We start from the raw sequence: 18071 nt of genomic DNA, 5'->3' as shown, positions 1-18071 counted from the left end.
GAAACCATTGCGACAGAGATTACGTGTATGATAGCCTGCCTGTAGGCGTTGCATGAATGGGGGAACTATGCTTGATCTGACAGATATTCCGGTAATCGATAACCATTGTCATTCAATGCTATTGCACCAGCATCTGGATACCGTTACCTATCGCTCGTATTTCACGGAGGCGACTGCTCCCGTTTTCGCCCAACAACATGTGCAGCACACGGTGTACTATCTCTGGATGGTGCGTCATCTGGCGCGATTTCTGGACTGTGAGAGCACGGAGGAGGCGGTCATTGCCGCGCGTCAGCAGATAAGTAGTGATGAACTGGTCCAGCGCCTGTTGCGGGCGGGCAAGATCAAGGGCCTGGTACTCGATGGGGCCTATCCTCCGCCCGAGCAGTGTTACTCGGCGGAACAGCTTGCGGCACTTAGCGGGGTGCGCGTGGTCTCGCTCTTGCGGCTGGAAGTCCTGATGCAGGATCTGTTGCAGACCTGTGCGGATTTTGACGAGTATCTTGAGCGCTATCGCGAGGCGATCAGCAATGTGCGTGAAAAGGGCTATTGCGGCTTTAAGAGTATCGTGGCCTATCGTGCTGGCCTGAACATTGCGGAATGGTCGAAAGAGCAGGCGCGGCTTGCGTTTCAGGCGGCCCGGACGGAGGTGGCACAGCGAGGCAGTATCCAGCTTCGTTCAAAGCCGCTGATTGACTATTTGCTGCATATCGCGTTTGCCTCCGCCTGTGAGCAGCGCTTACCGGTTCAGTTTCATACCGGCTATGGGGATAGCGATACCGATATGCTGCTTGGCAATCCCTTACACCTGCGTCCGGTGCTGGAAGCGTATCAGGAGATGTCGGTTGTCTTGCTGCATGAGAGCTACCCTTACAGCCAGTTAGGGGCATATCTGGCGGCGATTTACCCGCATGTCTATTTCGATCTATCGTATACTATTCCCTTTGTGGAGAAACTGGAAATGCTGGCCTTTACCCGGCAGGCGTTGAGTATTGCGCCAGCAAGCAAGCTGACGTATAGTTCGGATGGTATCTATGTTCCTGAGATGCATTGGGCATCTGCCTTGCGGGGACGTGCGGTCCTTGCACAGGTCTTGCAGGAAATGATCGATGCCGACGAGCTGGATGAGCAACAGGCCCATGATCTGGCTGAGTTCGTCTTGTACAAGAACGCGGCTCAGCTCTATGGAGTCTAAACAGAAACAAAAAGCGGGAGGATGAAGTGCATGGAGAGTTCATCTCTTTCAGAAACCCATGCGGCATATTTTCGGATCGGGGTTTCCGCTGTCATCATGCAGGAGAAGCGTGTCCTGCTGGCGTTGCGGCGTGATATTGAGTGGTGGAACTTGCCGGGAGGGGGCATGGAACCCGGTGAGACAGTGGAACAAACGGTACTGCGTGAGGTGCGAGAGGAGACCGGGCTTGAGGTTGCCATTGAGCGGCTGATAGGTGTCTATTCCAAGCCGCAAAAGCGTGAGGTGGTCCTTTCCTTTGCCTGCCGCGTGGTAGGGGGAACGCTCCATGAAACAGAGGAGTCGCGCGAATGCCGTTTTTTTGCGGTCGATGCCTTGCCTGAAAAAACGCTTCCCAAGCATCGCCAGCGCATTGAGGATGCTTTGCTTCAACAGGAGCGGGCCCTGTTGCGCGACCAATTGACGACAACAGCGGAAGATCAAGGGCTGGTGTAGTCCCTCAGGGGAGGCGAGCAGGCTGTTCCTGTAGCGCCTCCTCAAGTGCGCGTTCCACTTCGTGGCGCAGTCTACGATAGAGCTGTTGGGCGCGTTCTTCGTCCCAGAGGCCCAGATGTTGCAACTGGAGCCGACTCTGAACGAGAGGATCACAGTCCGGGGGGCCTTCCAGCGCAAAGATGCCCTGCTTTGTCGGGGCGAAATCGGGCAGGAAGCGGACAACGGAAAATTCCAGAAAGACCGGACCGGCTCCATCACGTGCCTGCTGCAAGGCCTGGCGCATGGTTTCTGCAACCTGTAACACGTTTGTGCCGTCTGCCTCAATATGCTGGACATTGGGGGGAAGGGAGATCACTGTCTGATCTGTACGTTCTTTCTCGCAAACGATCACCAGCGGAAGGCGGTGTTGTGCCGCGAAACGCAGCCCTTCCTGAAAATCGGCCTCTTGATGGGCGGCATGATCGCAGTAGGCCACAGCAGCGACCGTATCCTTGCGCAGTTTGCAGGCGAAAGCGATGCCTGCGGCGTGCAGAATCTGGGTCGCGATCGAGGTTGTGCCGGTGACTGTATTATGTTTATGATAGCCCCAGTGCAACATAGCTCGCGGTTTGCTCCCGTTGTACTGAGGTTGGAGATACGTGCGGAAAACCTCGTAGGGGGTCATGCCGATCGTCAGTACGACGCCGAGGTTGCGGTAATAAGGAAGTGTGAAATCCTTTCCTACCTCGATACAAGCCGCGCTTCCAATTTGAACGGCTTCATGCCCTCGGCAGCTTGCCACAAAGTCGATATGGCCCTGTAGGTGCAGGTGCCAGGCCAGCTCATCGACGATTCTCGTCAGGAGCATGCGCGTGTAGAGTTCCTGTAACAATGCTGATGTCGGCGTCATTACTACTGCTTTTCCGTTCTATTACAGAGAAAAATTCTGAACTGTATTAAGATCCTTTTTTAGAAGAAAGGGAGAAAATCGGTATTATACCTGTTTTGGATAGACCGTTAGCAGGCTTTATCATTATAAGCCTTCTTCCATTGTTGTTGCAATGAGTCAGGCGTGAAGTTTGCGGTACCATTGCTTTTCGGCGTTTGCAACCTTATAATGAACTTGGAAAAAATAAATCTTTGTGAGGAGAAGTAGAGAATGCCCAGGGCGTCAACGCAGACTATTGGAGGCTTTTGCAAATGACAGTCGATATCAAAGCTACGGGAGCTAATACACTAGCACAGCCGCTAGATGTCATTGCCCTCTATAAAACAATGCTCACTGCGCGACTTATGAACGACCTGCTCAAGGTCCGCAAGACTCAAGGACGCTTTCCTTTCTACATCGGTTGCGCCGGGCATGAAACTATGGCAGCCGTCGTCGCCGCCCTCGATGAAGAGGACTGGCTTGCGCTGTATTATCGCGATCTGGCTGCATGGCTTCAGCGAACTGGCGATATCTATGGCCCTCTGCGTGAAGCGTATTCGCGTGTGACCGGTCCGATGTGTGCCGGACGAAATATGCCAGCACATTATAGCAGCAAGCAGCATCGTATTCTCCCTGGTGTCAGTGAGGTGTCTGGTCTGGCTCCCTTTGCTGGCGGTGTGGCATTCGCTGCCAAACGGCAGAACGAAAACGCCATTGTGATGTGCTCAACCGGGGAGGGCAGTTCAGCTACCAACGATTTCAGTGTTGCGCTTCGGCAGGCTGCCGTTCATCGTTTACCGATGTTGCTTATCGTAGAAGACAATAACTGGGCAATTACCACTCCTTCCTCTGTCCAATGGGCCGGGTCCCTTGTTGAATGGGCGAAAGGCGCTGGCGTGTACGCCGAAGAGGTCGACGGAAACGATATTATCCAGACCTATGAAACGACCGCACGTCTTGTCCAGCAGATTCGCTCTGGCAACGGACCGGCATTGATGCACCTTCATCTCGGACTCCTTGACCCGCACTCCAGCAGCACCGATATTAAGGCCTATCGCTCGAAAGAGGAGATTGCGCTGACCACGGCAACAAAAGATCCCGTCAAGAACTTCGGGCGCTGGCTTGTGGAGAACGGACAGGCCCGAGAAGAAGATCTTGAACGTTTCCGCAAAGAGATCCGTGCTGAACTGGATCGCGCCGAGCAAGAAGTGCTCAAGGAGCAGGAACCGACCGGTGACCGCGTGTTGGAGCACGTTGTCTATGTGCCTGAGTGGCGCGAGAATATTCCTCGTGGCGCAAAACGTCGCATGACAATGCTTGGAGCCATTAATGAGGCGCTCGGTGAACTGGCCGAACGCGATCCCCAGTTCTTTGTGTATGGCCAGGACGTTGGGAGCCCGCGCGGTGGCGTCTTTGGGGCGACCGCTACCCTGGTTTCCAAATATCCCGGACATGCCATTAGCAGTCCGCTCAACGAACAATTGATTGTGGGAATTGCTGCGGGCGCTGGCATGCATGACGGAAAAGCGCGTTGTGCTGAAATTCAGTTTGTCGATTATCACCAGTCAGCAACGCAGACCATCCGGCTCGCGGCTCGTATGTCCTATCAGAGCTTCGGTGATTGGTCTGTGCCCCTGATTATTCGGACAAAATCTGGCAGCGGTGGTGGTGGCCCGATCTCCAGCAGTGGTTCTGGTGGCGGGGCCTATGGTCACTCCAATGCCGGCGAACTCTGGTTTACGCATGTTCCGGGAATGATTACCATTTGTCCCGCGACTCCTTTTGACGCAAAGGGACTGTTGCTGGAAGCTGCCCGCTCGAAATCTCCAGTGGCATTTCTGGAGCGCGGGCGTCTGTATCGCTCGGAGCCGCCAAAGGATGGCGCAGGAAATAGCATTGCGGAAATAGCGGAATACTGGTCTGTACCTGAAGGATATTACACGCTCCCGATCGGTAAAGCGCGACGCCTGCGTATCGGTCAAGGCCCCTCACAGATGGCAATTATTGCCTGGGGAACGATGGTGTTAGAAGCCTGCACCGCCGCCGCAAACGTTGTCAGTCGCGAAGGCGGCTCGATTGAAGTCGTTGACTTGCGCACGTTAGCACCTTTCGACGAAGAAGCTATTGCGGCTGCCGTGAAAGAAGCAAATCGGGTCATTGTTGTGACAGAGGAAGCTGATCTTACCAGTTTTGGTCGTCATATCCATTCCTGGATTGTGCAGAACTGCTTCTACGACCTGGATTGTACCCCGGCATTCATTTCAGCCGTGGCAGCTCCGGCTGCTCCCTATAGTGCGGCGGAAGAGGCTGCCTTCTATCCTGATGCTACTGATATTGAGGCAAAGATAGAGGCATTACTGGCTGAATAGATAGATATCATTCTAAACGACGAGAAACGGGCGCGTCTTTCATGGGCTGTCATGAGGTATGCGCCCGTTTTTGTGTTCTGTCTCTGCTTGCTAACTTTTCTTTGTATAGCTTAGAATAAGATACTCGGTATTTCTGAAAGACGATTGCTAGATTGGAAAGGTCTTTGTTCGTGCAGGAACTCCCTACGTTTGCAACTGTTGAAGATGTACAGCGGGCACTCTATGCCCTGGATTATATTGCTGATCGTCCACTTGCTACGGCTATCTTTCTGGCGTTGAAGCGGCGCAAGCCCCTGTTACTTGAGGGCGAACCGGGAGTAGGAAAGACAGAGGTGGCGAAAGTGCTCGCGGGCATCTTGCAGACCAATTTGATTCGTTTGCAATGCTATGAGGGCATTGATGTCAGCACGGCTGTCTACGAGTGGAACTACACCCGCCAGATGCTCCATATTCGTCTGATGGAGGCCAGTGGTGCGGCTCAGCATCAGGAGGAACTGAAGGAGATTTTCGGCCCCGATTTCTTGATTCAGAGGCCGCTGCTTCAGGCAATTGACCCGGCAAATGCAAAACCTCCTGTGCTCTTGATCGATGAGCTTGATCGCAGTGATGAAGAGTTTGAGGCGTATCTGCTGGAACTGCTCTCTGACTTTCAGATTACGATTCCGGAAATTGGTACGATTCAGGCAAAAGAGCCGCCGTTTGTGATTATCACCTCGAATCGCACCCGTGAGATTCACGATGCGCTGCGTCGTCGCTGCCTCTACTACTGGATTGATTATCCAACGATCGAGAAAGAGTTCTCGATTCTGCTGGCGCGTCAGCCACAGGCACCCGAACAGCTCGCGCGGCAGGTGTGTGCCTTTGTGAGCGAGCTACGCAGTATGGATCTCTATAAAGCGCCAGGCGTCGCGGAAACGCTTGACTGGATTAGCTCGCTGCTGGCGCTCGATCAACTGGAACTGGTTGAGGGACCGGTGCGCGATACGCTTGGTGCGTTGCTGAAATATCAGGATGATGTGCTGAAGGTTGGTGGCAGTGATCTGGGGAAGTTGATTCAAAAGATAAAGGGAGCCTTTCGCTCATGACTTCGATCCCGCCTGAACAGCCCGGAGAGAACGGTAACAAAGCGCTGCGTCCGCTGGATATAGAGCGCGGAGAACGGCTGCTGTATCGCCTGACCGAGTTTGGCCGTTTACTCTGGGAATCGGGAATTTCTGTCGGGCCTCAGCAGCTTCTCGATCTGGCTGAGACCCTGAACGAGATTGATATTACCAGCAAGGAAGATTTCTACTATACCCTGAAATGCAGCCTGTTGAACAAGCACGAGCTGGAACCTGTCTTCGAGCAGATGTATCACTACTTCTGGTTTGTGCGTGACAATCCGCGTCGGAAGAAGGAGAAACCGGGTTCACAGGTTCGCAAGCAGGAGCAGGCGTTTCGGCTTCCCCCCTCGGAGCGGAAGCGTCTTGCCGAGCATATGAACGCAAGCGAAGCGCGCCGCGATATGCAACGTGCATCGCAGCCAACTCAGAAGCAGCGTAGCGAACTGTCTGAGGCGAAGGCAAAAGATGACGATCTGGGGGATCCGCAGGCATATGCCTATAGTGCTATCGAGCGGCTGCGGCAGAAGGATTTTGAGCACTATACCTGGGAAGAAATTCAGGAAGCAAAGCGCCTGATGGCCGATATGCGCTGGAATCTGGGTATGCGCCGCACGCGACGTAAAGCGCCTGCTCGCCGAGGCTCGTATCTGGATATGCGCCGCCTGGTTCGACATAATCTGAAGTACGGCGCGGAGATGGTCGAGCTGACCCGGCGTGAGATCAAGTACAAGCCGCGTCCCCTGGTGATTATCTGCGATATCAGCGGCTCGATGAGCCTCTATTCACGGCTGCTGCTCCACTTCATCCATACAATCTCGAATGGACTCCAGAACGTAGAGGCCTTTGTGTTTGGCACGCGCCTGACCCGGATCACACATCAGCTCAAGCGCCGCGATGTGGATGAGGCTGTGCGCGATGTCTCAAAGAGCGTGCAGGACTGGTCCGGCGGGACGCGCATTGGCGACGCGCTGCACATCTTTAACCAGCGTTGGGCGCGGCGCGTGCTTGGACGGGGCGCTGTGGTTTTGATCATCAGCGATGGGTGGGATCGCGGAGAATCGGAGGTGTTGCAGGTTGAGATGGATCGTCTGCAACATAGCTGCCACCGTTTGATCTGGCTGAATCCTCTGCTTGGCGCGCCCGATTATCGCCCGCTGACAATGGGCATGAAAACGGCGCTCAATTTTATCGATGATTTTCTTCCGGCTCACAATCTGGATAGCCTGATTAGCCTGGGGAATATCCTTTCAACCATTGATGATAGTCGTCCTGTGCGCAACGCGTATGCCAGACGCAAAGCCGTGGAAGCCTGGACAAGACGCAAGGTGCCACAGGACTGGTAAAAGGAGGCAAAATCAATGCGTGATGTGCTCCCAGATATTGAGAAATGGCGCGCGCGTGGCGAACAGGTAGCCGTTGCGACGGTCATCAGCGTAATTGGCTCGGCTCCACGCAAGCCGGGGGCGAAGCTGGCGGTCAGCGAGAAGGGTGAGCTTGCGGGCTCAGTAAGCGGTGGTTGTGTAGAGCCTGCCGTAATCCATGCGGCTGAGGAGGTTATCAAGAATGGGAAGCCGCAACTGCTGGAATTTGGGATCAGCGAGGAAGACAACCTTGCGCAGATCGGCCTATCCTGCGGTGGGACTATTCGTGTGTTTGTTGAACGGCTGGACTGGTAGGAGAACGTATGAGTGGAGTGTATGAGGCGCTTAAGGAGCAACTGGCGCGTGAGCAGGGCGCTGCGCTGGCGACTGTTGTGACGGGACCGGCTCATGTCGGGGCCAAGTGGCTGCTTCTGCCCGGTCAGGAGGCGCATGGCTCACTCGGGGAGCCACGCCTTGAAGCTCTGGTGCGCGCCGACGCTGAACAGGCGCTCTGGAATGGTGACGCAAAGGTCTATACGTATACCCTGGAAGACGCGACCTATCAGGTCTTTATTGAAGGGTTCGCACCGCCTCCTACGCTGATCATTGTGGGAGCGGGACATATTGCCATTCCGCTGACCACGTTTGCCAAAACGCTCAATTATCGCGTGATTGTGGTGGATGCGCGGGCCGCCTTCGCCACAAAGGAGCGCTTCCCTCATGCCGATGAGCTGATTGTGGCCTGGCCGGATGAGGTGCTGCCCAAACTTGGCTTGAATCCCTCAACGGCGGTGGCGGTGTTGACGCATGATCCCAAGTTTGACGAGCCAACACTACAGGTAGCATTGAAGCACAATGTGGGCTATGTTGGCGCGATCGGGAGCCGAAAGACCAGCGCGGAGCGTGCTGAACGCCTGAAGCAAGCAGGGTTAAGCGAAGAGCAGGTCGGTCGTATTCATGGCCCGATTGGCCTGAACATCGGGGCCGTCTCTCCTGAAGAAATGGCGCTGGCAATTATGGCCGAAATTGTGGCGACCCGTTACGGAAAGGACGAGAAGGCCATGCTTGATTGGAGCAAGAAATAGCGTGCAACTTCTCGGCTGTTAAAGCGTTAAAGTGAGTAGGGCTGAAAAAACTATCTGCCCTGCTCTTTCATTTTGTTCTGGGTGGGAGAAACTGGCAGGTAGGTTGTAAGAAGAATGCGAACATATTATGCTTGTCTTATAATTATTCATTTTCTTAAAAACGGTAGGAAAGAGATACTCTATGTCGGATAAATACCAGTATGGTTCTGATGATCCAACAGTAAGGTCATTTTCACAAGAGCATCACCAGAATCAGGGGAAGCTGGTACTTGGTGGCGGTGCTCAGGGAGCACAGAAGCGCCAGCCGTACCAGTATCCGCCTCAGGCACCCGGGCACGATTATGCCCCTCCTGTGCAGCAATCGCATGTGCGCCAATCTCCCGGCGGACCTGTCTATACTCCTCCTGCCAGCGCACAGCGTCCAGGCCCGTCACCGAGGAATCAGCCTCCAAAGAAGGGACGCATTCGGCGTATCGGTTGTCTGTCCCTGCTGGTCATACTGGCTGTTCTTATCATTGCCAGCCTTTTTGTGGTCCCTCGGGTGCTGGCCTTTGGCTCTGCGATCTCCACGAAAGCCCCGCTGACCACCGAGACCGGATTTATGTCGACTGGCGACCGGGTCAACCTGCTCGTCATGGGCTATGGTGGCGGCGATCATGATGGCGCGAACCTGATGGACTCGCTGGTAACAATCAGCATGATTCCCTCAACACAACACACGTCGCTGGTCTCGGTACCGCGCGACCTGTGGGTACAGGTGCCGCCGCAGTCCGGGCAATATGGCAAGATCAACACTGTCTATCAGGTTGGCTCAAATAATGGCAAAGATCGCGTTGCGGGCGCAAATATGGCCGCGCAGAAGATCTCTGAGATCACCGGACTGGATGTAAAATACTGGATGATGGTTGACTTCAACGGCTTCCGCAAGCTGATCGATGCGGTCGGCGGCGTGGATATCAATGTGCCGGAAGGCTTTACCGCGAACTATCCCAAGAACGATGATCCAAATATTGACGCCAGTTGGATCAAAGTGACGTTTAAGAAGGGGTATCAGCACATGAACGGCGAGACGGCGATTCGCTATTCGCGTGCTCGCTACGTGCTGGATAATCCGGCTGAGGGAACCGACTTCGCTCGTTCGGTACGCCAGCAGACGGTGATTAAAGCCACGCTTGCGAAGTTAAAGTCCGCGTCGACATGGCCGAACTTCTATGGGGCAATGGATGCGCTGGAAAAGTCCGTTTATACGAACATGTCGCTGACGGATCTTGGTCTGTTTACCATGAAGATGGATATGAACGACCCCAAAACCGCGCGTATCGGCCTGAGCACGCAAAATGTGCTTGCGGAAGGCACTGCCGATGACGGGGCCTATATCCTGACTGCACGCGAGAATAATTGGGACCTGGTGAAACAATACGTGCAGGATCAACTATACAAGTAAAGCGAAGAAGACGGAGCGGGAGCGATAGCGCGGCGCGTTATCGCTCCTGTTTTATTATGGCGCCCCTCCCATCACAGATGTATTGTCTAAAGAGCCACTGGACAACCGTTATACAATAGAGATGCTGATTATTTTCTGATGCAGGGAGAGAGCAGGCATGGTATCGCGCGATAACCGAACGGTCGGGGGCGTTTATCGTCTCGGGCAGCTTGTGCAGAAGAATGGCGTCTATGCTTTCTATACGGCCTATAACCGCAACAATAATGATGTGGTTGGTCTGTGGATCGTTGATTTCCCGCCCCAGATGCAGCCACAAGCGGTCCAATCCCTTCTTCAACCTCTTGCCAGCCGGCGTGCTCTGGAATCGCCCCATGTGCTGCGAGTATACGACTGGGGAATTGAGGGGAATCGTATCTACATTGCCACAGATCCGCCTCGTGGAATGACCTTACGCTATGTGATGGATAATGAGAACGTGGGGATCGAGCGCTCACTGAACCTGGCGCAACAGATGGTTATGGGGATTAAGGCCTTGCACGAGCGGGGCTTTGTCGGGCTTGATTTGCGTCCCCGATTGGTGACTGTTGATTCGATGGAAGTAGAAACGATTGGCATTGAAGATCGTGTCCAGCTCGATGATATTGGCTTGCGGGGCCTGCTGAAAGCGCTTGGATATGGGGAACCAACGAGCGTCGAAGATCTGGGGGCTTTCGATACACGATATGCCTCGCCGGAGCAGATTGCAGGCCAGCCGATCACCGTTGCCAGCGACCTGTATCAGGCCGGGCTGGTGCTCTTTGAGCTGATTGCTGGCCGCCTGCCCTTCGTTGGACAGAATATGGCGGAAACGGGTATTCTGCAAACGACCGGGAGTATTCCCCGACTCAGACAGTACGTCCATAACGCGCCAGCGATGCTTCAGGATGTGCTGAATTACGTGCTGGCAAAAGATCCGGCACGGCGTTTCAGCAATGCCACTGCACTCTTGAACGCGCTGCAAAACGTGAAGGCGCAAATTCAAGTAAACCCGGTTGAGATTCAGAACACGATCCTGGAACCGAAACAGACCGGCGGCTTTACGCGTGAAATGAAGACGTTCGATTCCGGGGAGCTGCCAAACGAAGAGGTGCTTAAGAACCTCGGTCAGCCATCCGGTGCGATGTCGGTGGTTTCTGCTTCAGAAGTCTATGCCAACCTGCGTTATGAGCGAGATGGCAAGGTGTTGCTGCGGCTCCCCATACGGCAAAAGAATGTGATTGTTGGGCGGCGTGATCCCAAGCGTGGCTTTACTCCCGATATTGACCTGACGCGACTCGATCCACAGATGACGGTTTCACGCCAGCATGCCCGCATTCGCTTCGAGGAGACCTTTTTCTATATCGAAGACCTCAAGAGTCGCAATAAGACCCGGCTTGGAGAACTGACGCTTGCCCCACTGAAGGCAGAGCTGGTGCAGCATGGAGACTGGATCTGTTTTGGAAGCGTCCGGCTGCGCTTTGAGATCCCGGGAATGTCTACCCTGAAGCCGGAGAAGCGGGAAGAGGAGCAGTAAAGGCCCCCCTTCGCATGTGAACGCCTTAGCGCCCTACCGCTTTGATGCGCTCAGGACGACGAATGACATAATAGAGAATGGCTCCAATCAGAGGAACCCAGAGAATAAAGAGCATCCAGGCAATTTTGTCGTTTCCTTCAGACGGCTCTTTCGTCACGCAGTCGATCAGGACGAAGATCCAGAAAAGAAACGCCAGAAGTGCGATACCATTAGGCAGGTAGACCATGTAAGCTCCTTTCAACTGGCGCTTATGCATTCAAAAGAGAAAAACCCAGGATAAAAGGGTTCTATCCTGGGTTTACGTATATGCATGCTTCGGGTTGCAGTAGTACCTATTTGGCCTGGTGTCTGCTTACCGCTATCAGATCCGCAAGCAATCCCTGGCCGGTCTCGCATCGACCCGCGCCGGGACCGATGATCGTGACTGCCGAGAGCGTATCGCTATGCAGCGTGATCGCGTTCATGGTTCCCTCAACGTGGGCCAGAGGATCACTCAGCGGCAGCGCGACTGGCGCGATGCTCGCCTTCAGGTGATCACCTTCTCTGTTGAGGGCCGCGATCAGCTTGATACGCTGATTGGCTTGCTGCGCCTGAAGCACGTGCGTGCGGGTGACACCGGTGATGCCAGTCCGCGCGACCTGTGCGGGCTGAAGTGGCTGCCCGAAGACCGTGGCGGCCAGAATCAGCACTTTTGCCATGACATCATAGCCCTCAACATCAGCGGTCGGATCGGCTTCGGCATAGCCTTTTGCCTGAGCTTCGGCCAGCACCTCAGCGTAGTCCCGACCGGCTTCCATCGCGCTCAGAATGTAGTTTGTTGTGCCATTGAGGATACCACGCATGGTCTGAATACGGCTCCCGCTCATGCCCTCACGAGCGGTGCTGATAACGGGAGTGCCAGCCATCACGGTCGCCTCAAAGCGGAGCTGCACGCCGTGCTGTTGTGCCAGTGCCAGCAGTTCATAGGCTGCGAGAGCCATTGGTCCCTTGTTAGCTGTGACGACATGCGCCTTTTTGCTGAGGGCCGCACGAATGTAGCTGAGACCGGGTTCAGCATCGCGCAGGTTTGTCAGGGTCGCTTCAGCCATGACATCATAGTCTGCTGCCTGAATGCCCTCAAGGACGGTTCCCCAGTGCTGAACGTCTGGGTGCTCGGTCAGCGGTTTGCGCTCTTTTGCCAGGGTCAGCACTGTGGCGATGTTCAGCCCGTCTGCCCGATAGATAAAGCCGTGGCGGGCGTTGGCAACCCCCACCAGGCGGATATCAAGGGCATGCTGCTCTTGTAATACCGCCCGCTGGGTCAGGAGCAGTTCAGCCAGACCCTGACCGACGGTGCCGAAGCCAACAATAATAAGCCGTACCTGTTTCATACTGCCTTCCTTAAATCCAGGATAGTCTGAGGCGATCGAGTACCTTCTTCAACGGTCCCAGTTCCTGGATACCGAGAAGGCGTGCCATACGGACATAGACAATCAGTCCCAGGAAGATCATCACGCCGAGCTTGATTGCGGCCATGATCGTTCCGGGCAGGCCAAGCGCCGGGGTTGCCATTGTATCCATCCAGCGCAAGAACGGGACCTTGCCAACTATCGTCAGCAGGAAGTTGATAATGAACTGGATGAAGAAGAGCGCAACGCCCATTACTGCCGACGCGATCAGCGTGCGCAGAATGAAGCTACCAATCTCTTTGAGTGGCAGCGCGCCGAGACGCTGATGTAGCAGCCAGAAGAGCACGAATGCCTCCAGCAGGGCGGCGATCGAGGTTGCGGAGGCAATCGCGGCCATACCCCACGAGGTGCCACCGATAACCGCGACGGTCATCAGTACGATACTGAGCGCGATTTTAAAGATAAACTGTAGAATACTGATGATGACCGGTGTCTTGCTGTCGCGCATCGCATAGAACGCACGTGTCAGGATCTCAATTGCCGCATGTCCCGCCAGACCAAAGGCAAAGAAGGTCAGTGGAACGGCTGTTGCCTGTGCCATCGAGAGCGAATAGCGCCCATGTTGCAGCAGGACCTGAATCACCGGCAGACCGAGGACCATCAAGCCAATTCCAGAGGGGATCGAGAGGAACAGAGTGCTCCGCAACGTCTCGGAAATGGTATTGCGAACCCGGTCAAGGCGGCCTTTGGCAACGTTTTCGGCCAGCGTCGGGAAGGCGGCGGTTGAGACGGCTACACCGAAAATACCAAGCGGAAGAAGAACGAGCTGCCACGCCTGATAGTTCTGCGTAATCAGACCTTCGGCTCCATCTTTTGCATCGCCCATCAGCATCTGGATCAAACCGCGGTCGACGAAGATCGATGAGTAGAGCATGATGGAGTTTGCCATGCGTGGAAGCATCTGACGAACGATCTGGATGACTCCGGGATGTCGCCAGCTAAAGGCCGTTAGCGAATACTGCATGCCCACTTTTTTCAGGCCGTAGACCTGCACACCAACCTGTAGCAGCGCTCCCAGGACCACGCCCCAGCTTGCCCAGTGAATGGCGACAAGGTCATTGGCATCGCTCCGATGGCCGGCGAAGGAGATAATGAGGCCCGGGAGTAGGCCCGCGATCAGGCCAACGTTGTAGAGCACGGTGCCAATGGCTGGGATACGGAAGTCCTGCTTTGCGTTCAGTACCGCGGTCACAATCACGCCAGAGCCCAGGATGATCGCCTGAAGCAGCATGATGCGGGTCAGGTCGGTGATGAGCGCAAGCTGCTGTGCATCTTTGATGCCCGGGTTGTAGAGCGGCACCAACACGGGCGCGAAGAGAATCGCCAGGCCTGCCAGGACCATCATCACGACGGTTACCAGATTAAGCGCGGTACTGGCGATATGCCAGGCTGTCTTCTCGTCTTTGTCTCCGATCATGTACTTGGTAAAGACCGGGATAAAGGCCGAGCTCAGCGCACCGCCCGAGACAATGTTAAAGATAAGGTCAGGTACCAGGAATGCCTGTACATATGCATCTGAAACGTTGCTGGTGGCAAAGACGGCACCAAACATAGAGGTACGGATAATACCCAGGGCGCGGCTTGCCACGAAGGCGAACGTAAGGAGCATTGTGGCCCGACGCACATTGACACGCTGGATCATTCCCGTGTCTTGCGAGGGGACCCGTGCAGCTTTCAGCTTCTCTGAAATGCGCTCAACCTGCTCCCCGATGACACCTCGAAATCCACGTGCGGTGGATTCCATCGAGGGCGGTTGCTGTGCGGGCTGCATTCCCGGAGGCGGCGCGACCTGTGGCGGCATCCCGGTAACGCCGGGAGCGTTTGGCCTGAGTGTGGGGGGCAAACCACTGGGTGACTTCTTTTGCCACCAGGGCGCTATGGTTGTGACGTCGCCTTGCATGCGGCGTTGCTGCCGACGCATGCGCTCCTCGCGCAGTTGTTGCAGGCGCTCCTGACGCAATTGCGCGATGGGCTGTGATGGTTGCGGCGTCTCAAAGAACTGAAACTCAGTTGTGGCCTGTCCATACCCGAGCGTTGAGCCCATATCATACACCGTATCCTGAAAAATATCAGGTGCCGGTTCCTGTGGCTTGCGCTGAACGGGCGGCATCTGCCGGGGATAGCCAGGCTGTTGTGGATAGCCAGGTTGACTGGGCATTGGAGGTGGATATGAAGGCTGCTGTGGGGTGTATCCCTGTGGCAGCGGTGTGGGCTGAGGCGAATACGGCGGAGAAGGCGGTGCCGCGTTTGGTGCCGCATTACTCTGATCATATTGCCAGCCGTAAAAACCTCCCTGTTGTCCCGAAAGCCCTTGTCCTGGCCTCGATGGTTGCTGTCCTTGATTTCCCACGTTCATTCAAACTGTACTCTTTATTTATAAGATTTCATGACAAATCAATGTATAACGGGTGTTTTTTGCCGCCTTTGATATATTCTTGCCTGTCAAGCATACCACACTCATGCATTTCTTTCTACCCTGATAAGAGAGGATACTTATGAAACCTGCTTCCCGCATCGTTTCGGGCCAGAGAGGGGCTGTCACTCCCGCCTCCGGGCCGACAGAAGGGGAGGGTACCTCTTCTGTCGCTTACCAGAAGGTACTAGTACGCTTCGGAGGGGAAACGGTCTACTGAAAGAAACGTTGGCATCGGTTGTCTCTCAAATCCATGCCAGTTTCAGCTTGATAAGCAATCGGTTCACCGGTTGGAGCTGTCCGCCACCGAGCAGATGCAGGAAACGGGCCGAGCGCAGATAGACAAACGTCCCTACTCCGGCAATAATGGCAAGTTTGAGTATGACGAACAGCATTCCCACCAGGGACAGAGTGCTGTTTCCTGCATGATTCGTTGTAGGGATAAACGTATCAAGCAGCCACTTCGTCACGCCAATCGTCAGGGCCAGGGCCAGAGTGGCTAGAAGTACTCGGGCGACAAAGCCCGTGAATACACGCATCTGAAAGCCGCGAAGCTGGATATGCAGCACCCAGAGCAAGGCACATGCTTCAATCAGCCCGGCAATGGAGGTTGCCAGCGCCAGCGCACCCATGCCCCAGGCCCCCTCAAGCGGCAGTTTCTCCACCGAGGGCAGCTCTGACGTGATGATCCCCGTCTGCACAAACCAGACGAACGGATAGATCAGCAGAATGCTCAGGCAGATCTTGAGGATAAACTGACAGGCACTGATAAAGACGGCAATCTTGTTCATACGGAGCGCGTAAAAGGGGCGGACCAGCACTTCGACCAGTGCCATTCCAGGGATGCCCAGCGTAAAGCAGAACAGCGGAATAGACATGATATATGCCTGATCGAGCGTCATGCGCCCGTGTTCGTAGAGCAGTTGCACGATGGGCAGGCTGAGAAAGGCCATCCCTACCGCAACCGGTATGGTGATAAAGATCACGCTTTCCAGCGCTTCCATGACCAACGCTTTTAAGCGTGTCAGGTTGCGTTGCGCGGCATATTCGGCCATGCGTGGAAAGGAAGCAACGGCCAGCGGCGCTACCAGGCTCAAGGGGATCGTTGTAATTGCCAGCGCCTGCTGTGACATGCTGATCACTCCACTGACCGTGGTCGCTGCAAGGAAGGTCAGAAAGAAGAGGTCAACCCAGGTTGCCAGTTGCAACATGAGCGTGTTCACAAAGCGTGGGATCATCTGGCGGCCAATCTGACGAATGCCGGGGTGCTTCCAGTCAAAGCTCAAGCGATAGTGCATGCCCACTTTATGCAGCCCGGGAAGCTGCACGAGCACCATCAGCAGAGCGCCCAGAACGACCCCCCAGGTCGCACATAGCACCGCCAGATAGTCATTGCGATGATGCGTGACGTTGAGCAGAAAACCGGGCAGAAGGCCGATAATGATCCCGAGCGGGTAGAGCACATTTCCGAGCGCCGGAAGCAAAAATTGTTCGTGGGCCTGCAAAATAGAGGTGATAATGACACCCGTACCCATGATGACCGATTGCAGAAACATAATCCGCATCAATGTCACTGTAAGCTGCAATTGTTCATTTGAGAGCGGGAGCGACCAGAGGCGCAGTAAGGGCTCGGCAAAAAGAATACCAAGCAGGGCCAGCAGGACCAGGGCGGCGGTCGCGACGTTGATCGCGGTGTTGGCAATGTGCCAGGCCGTTTTGTGCTTGTTCTGGCCCCAGTAGAGCTTGAAAACGGGGATAAAGGCTGAACTCAGTGCTCCGCCTGCAATGATATTAAAGACCAGATCGGGAAGTTTAAAGGCCAGATTAAAGGCGTCAGAATACAGATTGACACCAATAATACCCAGAAAAAGGGAGGAACGGAGCAGGCCCAGACAGCGGCTGGCAATCAGTGTGACCGTGAGAATAATCGTTGCGCGTCCGATGCTGCCCGCTTTGGAGACAGATGCCTCTTGAGTCTGAGCCTGTTGGCGACGCTCCCGTGCTGCGGCAAGCTTCCTGCGGCGTTCTTCTCTCCATTCTTCAGGAATTTTGATCGGCTGTGTGTAGTGGAAGCTGCCATATTCCAGCCCCTGCCCATATCCCAGTGTGCCTTCATCTTCTACCGGAAGTTGCGCGTTTTCTGTGCGTCTCTTCTTGTTTTTCTTCATACACTATAGCCCTTCTGGCACTAAAAAGAGAGTAGAGAAATAACTTCATAGAGAGTTTTTTAAGTCAGTCGATCGGGCAGGGAGCACCATGCGGCTCCCTGCTTGCGTTTAGTCGAGATGCACTCACTGTATGATACGTTGAAATTCTTCGTTTTGTTGCTCTGCACCAGCCCCTTCGTTTCCGGGAGAAAAGGGGGGAGATACCCATACAGGTCACTTCCTCCTGTTTCTCACATGTATTCTGGTCGGAATGGGTTAAAACAGCGTAAAAATCAGGTGGATAAACTGTTTCCTCTCCTCCTGATGAGGGAGGTGCGCTTCTCTGTTTTCAGACTACACAGAGCAACAAAAAAAGAATGTGCTCAAAGTCGTGAAACAAAAATGCAAAAACCTCTCTCTTATTAACTGTACCCACAGAATGGGAAAAATTCGAGTAGAAACCCGGTAAAAAGCCGGATTGCAGTCCTTCTGACCGAGAAAGAGTTCTACTGAGAAGTAGCCGTCCGCTTGCCTGTAACACCGATCGGCTGTGCA

14 protein-coding genes are annotated in these 18071 nt (G+C 54.6%); 9 read left to right on the top strand and 5 right to left on the bottom strand.

What is annotated here, in order from left to right:
- The first annotated feature begins 67 nt into the window (after window positions 1-67).
- Entirely contained in the window at window positions 68-1195 is a 1128-nt protein-coding gene (locus tag KTH_RS16125; RefSeq protein WP_497619939.1) for an amidohydrolase family protein, read from the top strand.
- 30 nt (window positions 1196-1225) lie between these two features.
- Complete coding sequence (locus KTH_RS16120; RefSeq protein WP_111317811.1) at window positions 1226-1687, top strand: NUDIX domain-containing protein; 462 nt, start codon at window positions 1226-1228, stop codon at window positions 1685-1687.
- Between the two features lie 4 nt (window positions 1688-1691).
- On the opposite strand, the gene KTH_RS16115 is transcribed toward KTH_RS16120, so the two are convergent.
- Window positions 1692-2576 (bottom strand): thiamine pyrophosphate-dependent enzyme, encoded by an 885-nt coding sequence (locus KTH_RS16115; RefSeq protein WP_497619936.1) that lies wholly within the window; start codon window positions 2574-2576, stop codon window positions 1692-1694.
- A 290-nt stretch (window positions 2577-2866) separates the two neighbouring features.
- Between KTH_RS16115 and KTH_RS16110 the strand changes: the two genes are divergently transcribed.
- The 7 genes from KTH_RS16110 to KTH_RS16080 all read left to right on the top strand — a co-directional run bounded on the left by KTH_RS16110 (window position 2867) and on the right by KTH_RS16080 (window position 11508).
- Window positions 2867-4963, top strand: a complete 2097-nt coding sequence (locus KTH_RS16110) for an alpha-ketoacid dehydrogenase subunit alpha/beta (protein ID WP_497619934.1) — start codon at window positions 2867-2869, stop codon at window positions 4961-4963.
- 170 nt (window positions 4964-5133) lie between these two features.
- A complete protein-coding gene (locus tag KTH_RS16105) occupies window positions 5134-6048 on the top strand; it encodes an AAA family ATPase (RefSeq protein WP_111319515.1) in 915 nt (304 codons plus the stop codon).
- Window positions 6045-7409 (top strand): vWA domain-containing protein, encoded by a 1365-nt coding sequence (locus tag KTH_RS16100; protein ID WP_497619932.1) that lies wholly within the window; start codon window positions 6045-6047, stop codon window positions 7407-7409. Before KTH_RS16105 ends, KTH_RS16100 begins: the two co-directional genes overlap by 4 nt.
- A gap of 15 nt (window positions 7410-7424) precedes the next feature.
- Complete coding sequence (locus tag KTH_RS16095; protein ID WP_497619930.1) at window positions 7425-7742, top strand: XdhC family protein; 318 nt, start codon at window positions 7425-7427, stop codon at window positions 7740-7742.
- An 8-nt stretch (window positions 7743-7750) separates the two neighbouring features.
- Complete coding sequence (locus KTH_RS16090) at window positions 7751-8512, top strand: XdhC family protein (protein ID WP_497619928.1); 762 nt, start codon at window positions 7751-7753, stop codon at window positions 8510-8512.
- Window positions 8513-8693: 181 nt separating this feature from the next.
- Entirely contained in the window at window positions 8694-9956 is a 1263-nt protein-coding gene (locus tag KTH_RS16085) for an LCP family protein (protein WP_497619926.1), read from the top strand.
- Between the two features lie 157 nt (window positions 9957-10113).
- Window positions 10114-11508, top strand: coding sequence for a protein kinase domain-containing protein (locus KTH_RS16080; RefSeq protein WP_497619924.1), 1395 nt, complete (start codon window positions 10114-10116; stop codon window positions 11506-11508).
- Window positions 11509-11533: 25 nt separating this feature from the next.
- Here the strand turns inward: KTH_RS16080 and KTH_RS16075 are convergent, their stop codons facing one another.
- The 4 genes from KTH_RS16075 to murJ (KTH_RS16060) form a co-directional block, all read right to left on the bottom strand.
- Window positions 11534-11734: a PLD nuclease N-terminal domain-containing protein gene (locus KTH_RS16075; protein ID WP_111317789.1), complete on the bottom strand. Its 201-nt coding sequence runs from the start codon at window positions 11732-11734 to the stop codon at window positions 11534-11536.
- A gap of 106 nt (window positions 11735-11840) precedes the next feature.
- Complete coding sequence (locus tag KTH_RS16070) at window positions 11841-12878, bottom strand: homoserine dehydrogenase (RefSeq protein ID WP_497619922.1); 1038 nt, start codon at window positions 12876-12878, stop codon at window positions 11841-11843.
- Window positions 12879-12888: 10 nt separating this feature from the next.
- The gene (gene murJ, locus KTH_RS16065) at window positions 12889-15312 is read right to left on the bottom strand and encodes a murein biosynthesis integral membrane protein MurJ (RefSeq protein ID WP_497619920.1); all 2424 of its coding nucleotides are present in this window, start codon (window positions 15310-15312) and stop codon (window positions 12889-12891) included.
- A 302-nt stretch (window positions 15313-15614) separates the two neighbouring features.
- The gene (gene murJ / locus KTH_RS16060) at window positions 15615-17537 is read right to left on the bottom strand and encodes a murein biosynthesis integral membrane protein MurJ (protein WP_497619918.1); all 1923 of its coding nucleotides are present in this window, start codon (window positions 17535-17537) and stop codon (window positions 15615-15617) included.
- Window positions 17538-18071: the final 534 nt, after the last annotated feature.

Source organism: Thermosporothrix sp. COM3, assembly GCF_059696735.1.
This window is presented reverse-complemented; position numbering and strand designations above follow the sequence as displayed.

What these genes read in the sequence shown, in the direction of transcription:
- KTH_RS16120 (WP_111317811.1), top strand. Translation starts at nt 1,226, where the DNA reads ATGGAGAGTTCATCTCTTTCAGAAACCCATGCGGCATATTTTCGGATC.
- KTH_RS16100 (WP_497619932.1), top strand. Translation starts at nt 6,045, where the DNA reads ATGACTTCGATCCCGCCTGAACAGCCCGGAGAGAACGGTAACAAAGCG.
- murJ (WP_497619918.1), bottom strand. Translation starts at nt 17,537, where the DNA reads ATGAAGAAAAACAAGAAGAGACGCACAGAAAACGCGCAACTTCCGGTA.
- KTH_RS16125 (WP_497619939.1), top strand. Translation starts at nt 68, where the DNA reads ATGCTTGATCTGACAGATATTCCGGTAATCGATAACCATTGTCATTCA.
- KTH_RS16080 (WP_497619924.1), top strand. Translation starts at nt 10,114, where the DNA reads ATGGTATCGCGCGATAACCGAACGGTCGGGGGCGTTTATCGTCTCGGG.
- KTH_RS16075 (WP_111317789.1), bottom strand. Translation starts at nt 11,734, where the DNA reads ATGGTCTACCTGCCTAATGGTATCGCACTTCTGGCGTTTCTTTTCTGG.
- KTH_RS16110 (WP_497619934.1), top strand. Translation starts at nt 2,867, where the DNA reads ATGACAGTCGATATCAAAGCTACGGGAGCTAATACACTAGCACAGCCG.
- KTH_RS16085 (WP_497619926.1), top strand. Translation starts at nt 8,694, where the DNA reads ATGTCGGATAAATACCAGTATGGTTCTGATGATCCAACAGTAAGGTCA.
- KTH_RS16115 (WP_497619936.1), bottom strand. Translation starts at nt 2,576, where the DNA reads ATGACGCCGACATCAGCATTGTTACAGGAACTCTACACGCGCATGCTC.
- KTH_RS16090 (WP_497619928.1), top strand. Translation starts at nt 7,751, where the DNA reads ATGAGTGGAGTGTATGAGGCGCTTAAGGAGCAACTGGCGCGTGAGCAG.
- KTH_RS16095 (WP_497619930.1), top strand. Translation starts at nt 7,425, where the DNA reads ATGCGTGATGTGCTCCCAGATATTGAGAAATGGCGCGCGCGTGGCGAA.
- murJ (WP_497619920.1), bottom strand. Translation starts at nt 15,312, where the DNA reads ATGAACGTGGGAAATCAAGGACAGCAACCATCGAGGCCAGGACAAGGG.
- KTH_RS16070 (WP_497619922.1), bottom strand. Translation starts at nt 12,878, where the DNA reads ATGAAACAGGTACGGCTTATTATTGTTGGCTTCGGCACCGTCGGTCAG.